General features: G+C 37.1%; 11 protein-coding genes. 4 read left to right on the top strand and 7 right to left on the bottom strand.

Features of this window, described 5'->3' with window-relative positions:
- Positions 1–740: 740 nt before the first annotated feature.
- Positions 741–881: a CBS domain-containing protein gene (locus NK356_RS23590; protein ID WP_253318205.1), complete on the top strand. Its 141-nt coding sequence runs from the start codon at positions 741–743 to the stop codon at positions 879–881.
- Between the two features lie 440 nt (positions 882–1,321).
- On the opposite strand, the gene NK356_RS23585 is transcribed toward NK356_RS23590, so the two are convergent.
- The 7 genes from NK356_RS23585 to NK356_RS23560 all read right to left on the bottom strand — a co-directional run bounded on the left by NK356_RS23585 (position 1,322) and on the right by NK356_RS23560 (position 8,825).
- The gene (locus NK356_RS23585; protein WP_253318204.1) at positions 1,322–1,816 is read right to left on the bottom strand and encodes a retropepsin-like aspartic protease; all 495 of its coding nucleotides are present in this window, start codon (positions 1,814–1,816) and stop codon (positions 1,322–1,324) included.
- 188 nt (positions 1,817–2,004) lie between these two features.
- The gene (locus NK356_RS23580; protein WP_253318203.1) at positions 2,005–2,223 is read right to left on the bottom strand and encodes a hypothetical protein; all 219 of its coding nucleotides are present in this window, start codon (positions 2,221–2,223) and stop codon (positions 2,005–2,007) included.
- Positions 2,224–2,480: 257 nt separating this feature from the next.
- The gene (locus NK356_RS24195) at positions 2,481–2,609 is read right to left on the bottom strand and encodes a hypothetical protein (RefSeq protein ID WP_301288037.1); all 129 of its coding nucleotides are present in this window, start codon (positions 2,607–2,609) and stop codon (positions 2,481–2,483) included.
- A 661-nt stretch (positions 2,610–3,270) separates the two neighbouring features.
- Positions 3,271–3,804 (bottom strand): hypothetical protein, encoded by a 534-nt coding sequence (locus NK356_RS23575; protein ID WP_253318202.1) that lies wholly within the window; start codon positions 3,802–3,804, stop codon positions 3,271–3,273.
- Between the two features lie 36 nt (positions 3,805–3,840).
- A complete protein-coding gene (locus NK356_RS23570) occupies positions 3,841–5,748 on the bottom strand; it encodes a discoidin domain-containing protein (RefSeq protein WP_253318201.1) in 1,908 nt (635 codons plus the stop codon).
- A gap of 75 nt (positions 5,749–5,823) precedes the next feature.
- Entirely contained in the window at positions 5,824–6,360 is a 537-nt protein-coding gene (locus tag NK356_RS23565; RefSeq protein ID WP_253318200.1) for a hypothetical protein, read from the bottom strand.
- A gap of 32 nt (positions 6,361–6,392) precedes the next feature.
- Positions 6,393–8,825, bottom strand: a complete 2,433-nt coding sequence (locus NK356_RS23560; RefSeq protein ID WP_253318199.1) for a thrombospondin type 3 repeat-containing protein — start codon at positions 8,823–8,825, stop codon at positions 6,393–6,395.
- A 545-nt stretch (positions 8,826–9,370) separates the two neighbouring features.
- On the opposite strand from NK356_RS23560, the gene NK356_RS23555 reads away from it, so the two are divergent.
- The 3 genes from NK356_RS23555 (at position 9,371) to NK356_RS24305 (ending at position 10,660) form a co-directional block, all read left to right on the top strand.
- Positions 9,371–9,802, top strand: coding sequence for a hypothetical protein (locus NK356_RS23555; RefSeq protein ID WP_253318198.1), 432 nt, complete (start codon positions 9,371–9,373; stop codon positions 9,800–9,802).
- Between the two features lie 119 nt (positions 9,803–9,921).
- Entirely contained in the window at positions 9,922–10,383 is a 462-nt protein-coding gene (locus NK356_RS23550; RefSeq protein WP_253318197.1) for a DDE-type integrase/transposase/recombinase, read from the top strand.
- Positions 10,346–10,660: an integrase core domain-containing protein gene (locus NK356_RS24305; RefSeq protein ID WP_367399323.1), complete on the top strand. Its 315-nt coding sequence runs from the start codon at positions 10,346–10,348 to the stop codon at positions 10,658–10,660. The genes NK356_RS23550 and NK356_RS24305 overlap by 38 nt, the downstream gene beginning before the upstream one ends.
- Positions 10,661–10,747: the final 87 nt, after the last annotated feature.

Genomic DNA, 10,747 nt, shown 5'->3' with positions numbered 1-10,747 from the left:
AGTGCCTTCAAGTAAATTTCCGGATTTCTATTGACCTAATCCTTTAATAATGGCTTCGAAAGGCTCAGCCTGACAACACTTAAAATTTCAGTTGGTATTAGGGCTGCCACCCTGAGCCTGTCGAAGGGTTATCAATAAGAAAACCATTGTTATTAATTCCGGGTATTAATTAAACTGAGTTCAGAATAAGAATTCCTGATTTAAATTCCTGATAGTGCGACATTACCGGAATGTATAAATGTGATTATAAAAGATCATCATACGGTTAGATTGTATCTGAAAAACTTCGGAAAATTATTCATCTCTATTTTTTAAGCTTTCAGATCATAGTTTTTTAATTCAGTAGTCTTTGCTAAGTTTTCAATCCAGACCTATATATTCGCTTTCTCATCAATAAAAAATCTTTTTCTCAACTTATTCTTTCTGTTTTGAATAGTCTTTATAGAAAGTTAGAACATTTGTGAAAATTTCATAAAAATCAGCATCTCACATACTATTTCACAGGCATTTCTTCATTAACTTTGAGATAAGAAAAGCCAATATATTATTGTTTTTTCATGAAAATTTCTCAAAATAATTAAAACAAAATGTTATGAAACAAAGAGTCCCTATTTCTCAGATTATGACCAAAGAACTGGTAACCATTAATCGATCAGCTATGCTGATGTAGAAGATCTGTATGATACTGAAGATGTTCCAGTATCTGCAGTAGTATATGAGGTATTCTGTATTCCTAGGTGATGACCAAAGCTCTCGTTATTGTAGATCCGGAGACTACTATTAAAGAGGTAGTGGAGATCTTGTCTGAGCACAGTTTTCATTCTGTTCCTGTAGTGGAAAATGGTGATCTGAAAGGTATTGTAACCACTACGGATATTTAAAAATATTTGTTGCAGCAATATTAAGGGTATTGCCCCTCTTTTAAAAAAAATTCTCTTTACATATATACCTTCAGTTTTAGCAATACGTTTCCATAAAACTGAAGCTTTTTTGTTAAAACTATTTAATGTATTTACTTATTTCTATGGATAAAAAAGGCGGAACAACTGAAGTTGTTCCACCTACGTAAATAATGTCTAAGAAAATCCTTTAAGGATTTCATTGAAAAATATAGGAGAAATGAGTAATCATTCCTACCTCACAAAAAATGAAAAAAAATTACCAAATTTATCTATAAATCTACTTTCATTATTGAAGATTCAGCTTTTAAATCCTGTAGAAAACTATTCCGCTGCTACTATGATTATCCAGTTGAATTTTACTTTGCTATTAAATCGTCCAAAAGTATTTTTAAATTCTGATATATTATTGTGTAATCATCTTACTTATTACCCGTATAAATTCTTATTTCTTTATTAGCATAATCAATGGTTGCAATATATTTTTTCAGGAAAGGATACCCTAGCAATATATCCATATTAGCTTTATATGCATTATTAAAACTTACTAAAGTATCATCTTCAAAAGCAAATCTCATTTTAGAATAATCAATGCCTCCAAAATTCACCAGAGGGATTATTCCCTGCATATCTTTTGCTACCCCTCCGACGCCATTAATATCTGCTTCTTTATATTTTTTAATTGTTTTCTTTCCTATATCTTCTACGATTTTTTTTGCTGCAAGGTTTGAATTTGCACCGGTATCTAAGCCCGCCATATACTTTTTCCCATTGATTTCAACAGGGAAAATCGGGATATGATTTTTCATTTCAAATGGAACTTTAGCCAGCATTTTTCCAAATTCTTCAGAGTTTTTTATCTCCTTTGAAGACTCAATGATGATCTTCTTTTTGTAATAATCAATAGTAACCTGCAATTTTTTAAGACATTATAGCCAATCACACCAACAGTTCCTCTACTGTTTCTTATTTTACTCAATTTCATGGTCATTAAGTCCGTATCATTTATTTCAATCCCATACCAATTAAAAGATTCAACATGAGTCATCCCTGTTGTTGCCGCTCCTCCTACTCCTGATACCAATTTCACTTCTTCTTTTGAAATTCATTTATATCTCTTTTCAATATCCCAATTTACTACTCTGTCATTAGCAAAATAGACACGTAAAATTGTTTTCTTTCCAAAAAAAGATGTTTTAAGAATATAATACCACGTATCTGAAGAGTAATAGTTGAGTTCGTCTCCTAATTCTTCTAAAATTTCTTTTTTAATTTTACCAAGCAAATGCTTATAATTCATTTCATTCATTTGTGTTGTTATCATTCTTCCTGTTTCATATTGTTTTTAAAATTTGATTCATATACATAAAAATTCGTTTGTTGCTATTTCATCAACTACATTTTCTTTTAAAGAATTATATGTACATTCCTATTGATGTATGGTTTTAAAAGTGAGAGTGATAGAATAATTTATTATGGGAGAGATTAAAAAATTGTTTGTTATTAATAAATTACCTATCAGCAGCTCACCTTTTCAGAGTCTGAAAACAAACCAAGAAAGATCAGACTCCTATTATTTTTTCAGTATGCTGCCATTGGCTGCCACTGTTGATTGATTTTCTGCCGGATTAGAATATACACATCTACTGTATCCTTAACATCACTACTATTCTGTGCAGCTAATGTGACGGCAGGAAATATTTTCGCCACATAATCCTCTAATTGGCCATAAGTAGATGAATAGCACAGTGTAATAGCTGAAGATCACCAATTACTTTCATTCTTATATAAGTATTGAAGACAGCTGTAACAGGCGGAGCTACAATAGATGACAATGTAGTATTTGGTGCTATACTATTGGAACTCTCTCTATACTTACCTCTCTTACTTCAAAGAGATTTATTGAAAAAAAGAATCACTTTTCTTACTTTTTGAAACCACATAGTAAGAGAAAGTGATTCACTATATATAGACATTGTGTTTCAAATAATTTTAATTTTTGTTTTATTACTTACTTATAGCTTAAATAGAATTTGTTTTTAATGAGCAATTTTAAAAAGACTCTTTAAAAGTGAGATTGATAGAAATTTTAAAGAGATTATGAAAAGTGATTGATTGACCTTTATTGATAAAAATCTATATCCCACCTTTATAAGAGTCTAAACAAACCTAAAAATTTAATAAAATGTATTATACTACTCTTATTTACTTTCCGTTTCCAGATGCAATAAATATTTCTTTAGTCTTTATAAAGCCCCTCAAATATCATGAGACATAATGGGGGCTTCAAACAACAATAAACACCAAAATGAAATACTAAACTATGAGAACTTATTATCCAATTTTATTATCATTCTATAAAAACTTCTATTTAAGGTTTCCAGAAAGACCAGACCGTCCCATTGAATACAGCCAATAATTTTGAAACTGTATCATACACCATCATTCCGGGAGCCGGATTTATGATGGTAAGATGCGGATTGGCAACTCTGGGTAATATCATGGCTTTATCAGTATCTTCCAATACTAAAATACCTGGAACACTTGAAGGGATTCCAATACTTACTTTAGCAGAGATGTTTTCATTAGCAGAATTCTGAATGAGAACACCATCTATACCCGTAACAGGATCTGTTGTAGTTCCGGTAGTTTCTCTTGAAAGGTCATTCCATCCTGAAGCGTATTTCACCTTCACTCTATGATCTGAAAGGTCATATACCATAGTTCCGTTCACTGCACCTGACACTGTGGCAACATTGTTTACCCATGGTAGCATGATACCTCTTTCTCCTGCCCCAAATTCCAGTGAGACTGAAGAATTGGTAACATCTGTTTTTCCTATTGAAATCTGTGCAGATGTAAAGGAATGTATTAGTATTGTAAATATTAAAACTATATTTCTCATGAGGGATTTTTTTAAGTTATAATTATCTGGAAATCATCAATTAGGAGGACAGCCCTGAGTAGTAAAGCACCACCACGCAGAGCCGTCATAGATACTCAGACAATCTAAATTCACATCATATACCATCATCCCTTCTACCGGAATCAATGTATTTTTTTGAACAGTGGTCAGCCTGTTTATGACGAAGCCTTTGGTTTTGGCTTCAAGAGCTACCCATGCCCCTTTTCTCACCATGGGCCAATTCCCGTTATCTGTACCTGCTCTTCCTAAAGAGGAGATTCCGTATTTTGTTTCCTGTGCTGCTCCTGCGGTAATGGCAGGATAATGATAGCAGAAAGGAAGATCCAGAATAGTATAAGTCATTTGAGCCGTACTGTTACCGGAGCATCCCTGCCCGTTATCTATAGCCATACCATTGGGATTCTGTAAATTCATGATAATAGTTTCCGGGCCTTCAGCCAATGCATCCGTATAAACATGGATATAAGGTGCTAAACTAATTCCCGTAGCAGCAGTACCATCATACGTACCCTGAGGAATAGTTACAATAATAGGTCCTGTGGCTGGAGTCGTAGTATAATCAATGCCTCTTGTGGCAGTTCCGCTCAGGTTAAGCTCCAGGGTTGCTCCTCCTGCCGGGATAGTACCATTAACCAATAGTTTCGGTAAATTGGCATTAGGTACATCCTCACCTCCTGAATAAGTAGTACCAGATGCAAAAGAACCCAGCGCAGATAAAGAAGTAACACTGAGATCATCTATGAAATTACCGGCACCCGTACTACCTCCGGCAGAGGAAACTGCTCTGAAAGCAAATGTAGCGACCAAAGATGTTCCTGTGGTGTTGGTCCAGGTTCCACTATATTGATACCATCCGTTCCCTTCATTTACCCGGGAGGTAATAGTGGTAGTAGAGGGAGTCAAAACTGTACCGGTATGAGTGCCCGTGGCAGCATTATTATCCGTAAATTCAGCAATATCTACATCATTAATCCTAAGACGCATCACATCTACTCCTAACCTTCCTCTGTGAGCAAAAGACCAATTGAACACCTCGCCTGAAAGTACACAGACCGGCTGCTCCAATTGCCCATTGGAATAGGCGTTGAGCTCAGCAAAATAAAGTCCCTGATTAGCCGGAACACCACTATTGCCACTTCGCCAAATCTCAAATAATCCTCCGTTATCGGGATTAGTAATACCTCCTACCATTGCCACCAGTTCAGTAGTACTCCATCCGGGGAAACCCGCTTCCTGTACATATCCAATGCCTCCGCCTGCATATCCTGCTTCCAGATTACCATTCACTAACCCTCTTTGTGCTGGTGTAGCGGTTTTGTATACTTCTACTTCTGCAAGGTCCAGATAATCATCCTGAAGCGTAAGTATTCTTATATAGCGGGCTTTATGAATTCCCACATTCATTGTTCTTGTCACATAATCCGGCCCCAGATTGCTTCCGCTCGCCCCGGGAACAGTTCCTCCTAATAATAAATTCCCTGCTCCTCCTACAGCAGCGGCATTGGTATAAGCAATACGGTTATAAGAAGAGGAACTGGCTGCTGTAATATAATTATCGGGAATACCTCCAAGACCGTTCGGGCCTAAAGCATCCGGAAAAGTGATAATCATAAAGCGTCTTCCGCGGTTATGCTGTCCGGGGCGGGAGGAAATTTTTACATGTTCTATCCATTGATCTGCCCCCAAATCAATCTGAAGCCATTCTGCACTGCCTGGCACTGTTGCATTATCCGTTCCTGTCCATGTTGTAAGATTACCATCCGTGAGAGCTGATAAGGAAGGGTTGGTAATAACGGTAGTAGATGCAGTAACCGGTTTATTGAGGGCAATATTAGGTCCTGTCTGTGCATAGACATTTTGCCATACCATCAATAATACCAGGACTATTGCTGATATATATTGTTTTTTTCTATGTACGTTCATATCATTCATGCTTTTGCAAAAAATTTAAAGTCCACAGCAATTTTTAAATGGATTCTGTTCACAATTATCAAAAATTTAAGGTTTCCAGAAAGACCAGACCGTCCCATTGAATACAGCCAGCATATGAAGCGTCGTATCATACACCATCATTCCGGGAGCAGGGTTTATAATATTCAGATGAGGGCTTGCTACCTTAGGAAGGATCATTGCTTTATCAGTATCTGTAAGCACGAGAATTCCCGGTGTAGTGTCTGCTGCACCATTCGCTCCTATGGCAACCTTTGCTGTGGAAGTTTCTGTTTTTGAATCCTGAAGTGAGGTATCTGCTGCACCCACGGTTTCAGGATTAAATTCTGTTTCACCATTCAAATCCATCCAGGAACCTGATTTCAGATATTTTACTTTATGATCTGATGTATCATACACAAGGGTTCCGTTCACGGCTCCTGCTACTGAGCCTGTATTGGCAGCCCAGGGCAGGATGATTCCTTTATTACCATTCCCAAATTCGAGGGAAACTGAGGTATTGCTAACAGATGTCTTTCCAATAGCCACCTGAGAAAAATATATACCTGAAAAGAATAAAGCTATTATTATACTTAGGTTTCGCATTTTTTAAGTTTTAATGGATCAGTAATTTTAAATTATGGACAAGTTTGGGTATTCATACAGTTCCATCCATAGGTGGTACCATTATCAATAGTGGTATATACTTTAAGACAGTTAAGTGTGGTGTCATATACCATCATGCCTTCTACCAGATTGGCTGCCGGGATCAGATTGATTTCTGCTGTTGTCAATCTGTTGATCACCAATCCTTTGGTTTTGGATTCCAGAGCTGTCCATGCTCCCTGTCTTACCATTGGCCAGTTATCTCCACTGCTTCCGGCTCTTCCTAAAGAAGTAATTCCCTGTTTTGTCTCAAGCCCTATCCCTGTAGTAGCCGCTGGCTTGCTGCAGACATTGCATCCGGATGGTCTTACTGTACTATTTTGAGAGCTGCCTAGGCCCTGCCCCTGGTCACTTCCAATGTCAGCAAGTCCGCCACTGTTTACCAGAACAGGAACTCCCTGAGCATCAACACATGATGAATTGGCACATAGATTTTTATTAGGAGCTCCTGAACCTGTTCCTACCCCTACTATTCCTCCGGATACAGTCAGCTGCCCTATGGTAGCGTTTTCATCTCCTTCAATGGCATCCAGGCAGCCATCATTATCTGAATCCAGATCTAAATAATTATCTATTCCGTCGTTATCAAAATCACAATTTTGAAATTGTTCTGCCCCAAAAGTAAAGTTGCAATAAAATTCAGCAACAGTATAATCAAACGAAATAGCAGTATGTACTCCCGGAATTCTTACAATAGCATAGCCTTCTGTTCCCGTAAACTGTGTTGGAGAATTTACAACGACTCCTGTAGACCAAACAATCTGAACAGGGCGATCAAAAACAACAGGAACTGACGTACTTGAACTTCCAACGGAAGCAAATACAAAAAGAGGATTCTGCATGGGTTGGGCAAACGTAAGCACGTTATGAGATACCTGAGTATTTTGTATGGTAGGATTATTATTGGGAACCCCATATGATGCCGGAAATGTACTATGACCAACTACCCCAGCAGTTGACCCTATTAGCTTGTCTGACACATAGGTATAAGACACTCCATTGACAACTCCGCTGGCAGTAGTGCCTGAGATGGTAACTGGTCCCGTCCAATAAAACTGTTTAGGACATTCTATGGCATCAGGGATTCCATCATTATCCGCATCTAAATCGCTAATAATATCTGTAACCCCGTCACCATCACTATCCGTATTGTTTGTCATTAAAGCCAGGTATCCACTGCTCAGCTGGCTTCCGGTAAATATTCCTTCCGAACTGGCACTTGCACTAAGAAGCCCCAAATCTACCGCACCAGAAGTGAAATCCCCGTCTGCATCCCAAACCAGATTCCAGGCAGAGGGATAAATGTCTATTGACGAAAACTTCAATCCTACGTTTTGGGTAAAGTTGGTATTCTGAATCCTCCATTCGCGGGAAATCCTTGTATTGAAACCGGGTGCTACATCTGTTGTTTGTCTGATATTTGCAGACGCATTATTATTTCCAATCATCAGAAAACTAAGATTTCCGCTTATAGCCGTTCTGCCTGCATCCTCATTGGGTAAACTGAAATCTGAATTGGTTGACAGCGTTAAGGTAGCATCGGTATTTTGAGATTTGGACACTTTCTGTTCCAATGCAGAAGCATCATCCCTGCCGATTCCTGCAACATTATTGTTATACCCTGTTGCAGCTGTCCAGAACACTCCTCCCGCAGAGTTGGTATAATCTCCAGATTTGTTATGTCCGTATTTAAGTGCCAGATAGGATTCTACTTTATTTTTATCGGTATTGCTTAAGGCTGTATTATAAGTAATATATTCAGGAACCACTACATTAGAATTCTCTCCGAAACCACCTCCGATAGTTCCTCTGAAAGCAATAGCTCCAGAGGTGGCTCCTGACAGAATATTAGTCCCATTACCAGAGAATGAAAACGGGCCTCCACTTCTTATGTAAGTATATTGCATCAAATCTCTGTTAGAAGCTACCACATTATTAACTCCTGTGGTAAGGCTATTAGGGGCGGCGTCATAATACACTGTATTCATCCTGTTGCTCCAATATCCTAATAGAACATTAGATGAAGCAGAGGCAGAACCAAATACCCTCCCGTTTACTCCAAAGGTTTTTAGTGTCGCTACTCCAAATACTGAGTAGCTTCCACTTAGATCTAAAGCTGCGGGCAGGGTGAATATCCCGGAGGTATTAAAGGTATAGGATCTGTTAAAATTAACCAGATCTGTGGTGGAATTGTAGACAATAGTCCCCGTTCCCGTTGCGTCGTTGGCACCCACATTATTTTTCCAGACAGTACCAGTATTACCTGTGTTCTGCTTGTTCCAGGAAACAAGCCCAGTGCTTACTCCTCCCGGTGCCTGTGCAAGCGCTCTTTCACTATGGGAAGCCAGCAGTAAAATGGTCATACCTTTGAGGAAAAGTACATTTTTAGTCATTATTTTTTTCATATTAACTTGTTTTTCAAAAAAGTGATCTTTTAAAAATCCATTTTTGTATAAATTCTTTGTCTATTTCTGGTTTTATTGCCAGATTATTTAAAATTATAAAGCTTTCTTAGTGAAAAAAAAAACTAAATCAATTATCCTTTAATCATTTGTATAAAGCTAATTTAGAACAGTGTTCAAACATATCCTATTCCCATTTCACATAATATTTTTTTTTTTTAGATTCTACATTATAGTCTCTGTATACTTTTAAAATCCCTCATTTTGCAGCACAACAGGATAAGCATCATCTTTATTTTATAGTTTCGTCCAAAACTTACGTAATGATAACGGATGTATCTTCTTTTTCCTAACAGCTGATGGTACTATACTGCCCGATATAACTATATCTGGGTAGGATTTATCACATTTTTTGATATTATTTTTCTTGCTGTTAAATAGGTCAAAATATCTTCCATACTATGAGGCTGTTTCAAAAGTGAGACAGCCTTTTTTATGCAAAAAAGTGTTTCGTCCTAACATAGTGTTACACATAAAAAAGTTATGTTATGGAACAAATTAATAATCATTATGTAAAGCGTGGTCAAAAAGATTACAGTTTATCCTTTAAACTAGCCGTAGTACATGAAGTGGAAAGTGGTTCGATTGGTAATCGGGCAGCAATGCGCAAATATGGTATCCAGGTTCATGGTACTATTACCGAATGGTGCAGAAGATATGGTAACTTTGGTACCGATAAGCGTTCACAAAGTAAAGTTATGCAAACAGCAGAACAAAAAATCAGAGAACTTGAAGAAAAGTTAAAACATCTGAAGCAGCACAATCAGTTTTTAGAGATCCGCTTAATAAAATCTGAAGATAAAGTTTCTATCCTGGATAAACTGATTGATTTGGACAAAGAAGAATACCTGATTCAGGTAAGAAAAAACTTCTCTCCCTATCAATCCAATATATCAGCAAAGAAAATAAAAAAGCGGTAAGCTATCTTTGTGGATTGGTCGGGATTAGCTGGCAGCGTTATTATCGAAGCTTCTTGATTACAGAAAGTAAGAGAGCCAAAGCTGATCAGGTGATTAAACCTGTCAATAGCTTACGAGTCATGATGCCTCGTCTGGGCACAAGAAAGCTCTATCATATCTTAGAACTCTTGTTACAGCCATTGCATGTGGATAGAGATCAGCTTTTCAGTATACTGAAAGCTAATAATATGCTTATAAAGCCTAAAAGAAACTACCGAATAACCACTAATTCTCATCATCGATTCAGAAAATATAAAAATTTGATAGAAGACGTGAGGCTGGAGCAGCCCGAACAGGTATGGGTTTCGGATATCACTTATCTTGGAGGCAGGGATCGTAATTGCTATCTGGTTTTGGTCACTGATACTTATTCTAAAAAGATAATAGGATATGATGTTTCTAATAGCAAGGCAACTGAGGGATCCCTTAAGGCGTTGAATATGGACATAAAGCAAAGAACATATAAGGAAAGCTTAATTCATCATTCTGATAGGAGGTTGCAGTATGGATTATCAGAAAATATTGAAAAAGAAAAAAATTAGACCTTCAATGACCGAGAATGATCCGTATGCCAATGCAATTGCAGAGAGGGTAAATGGTATAATACTTAAACAGGAGTTTCTATTAGAGGACTATCATGTTAATATACAAACAATGAAGTTATTGGTAAAAGATGCATTCACAATTTATAATACCAAAAGACCACATTGGTCGTGTTATATGAAAACCCCTGAACAAATGCACAGACAGAATAGTGTAAAAATAAGAACCTATAAAAACAAATATAGTTGTAGGGATAGTCCTACAACTATATCATAAATATTAGTATGACACTATCCCGTAAAGTGTGTAAGTTAAAAAGTCAGGGCTTAGATTTTATAATCTGAGCCTTTTCTCAAAAATAAG

Source organism: Chryseobacterium sp. S0630, from assembly GCF_024158915.1.
GTDB lineage: Bacteria > Bacteroidota > Bacteroidia > Flavobacteriales > Weeksellaceae > Chryseobacterium.
The sequence above is the reverse complement of the archived record's forward strand: the minus strand, read 5'-3'. Positions and strand labels throughout refer to the sequence as shown.

Bases quoted from the DNA above. Each gene is read 5' to 3' on its own strand.
- NK356_RS23550 (WP_253318197.1), top strand. From the start codon at position 9,922: ATGATGCCTCGTCTGGGCACAAGAAAGCTCTATCATATCTTAGAACTC.
- NK356_RS23555 (WP_253318198.1), top strand. From the start codon at position 9,371: ATGGAACAAATTAATAATCATTATGTAAAGCGTGGTCAAAAAGATTAC.
- NK356_RS23565 (WP_253318200.1), bottom strand. From the start codon at position 6,360: ATGCGAAACCTAAGTATAATAATAGCTTTATTCTTTTCAGGTATATAT.
- NK356_RS23590 (WP_253318205.1), top strand. From the start codon at position 741: ATGACCAAAGCTCTCGTTATTGTAGATCCGGAGACTACTATTAAAGAG.
- NK356_RS23580 (WP_253318203.1), bottom strand. From the start codon at position 2,223: ATGATAACAACACAAATGAATGAAATGAATTATAAGCATTTGCTTGGT.
- NK356_RS24305 (WP_367399323.1), top strand. From the start codon at position 10,346: ATGGATTATCAGAAAATATTGAAAAAGAAAAAAATTAGACCTTCAATG.
- NK356_RS23560 (WP_253318199.1), bottom strand. From the start codon at position 8,825: ATGAAAAAAATAATGACTAAAAATGTACTTTTCCTCAAAGGTATGACC.
- NK356_RS23575 (WP_253318202.1), bottom strand. From the start codon at position 3,804: ATGAGAAATATAGTTTTAATATTTACAATACTAATACATTCCTTTACA.
- NK356_RS23570 (WP_253318201.1), bottom strand. From the start codon at position 5,748: ATGAACGTACATAGAAAAAAACAATATATATCAGCAATAGTCCTGGTA.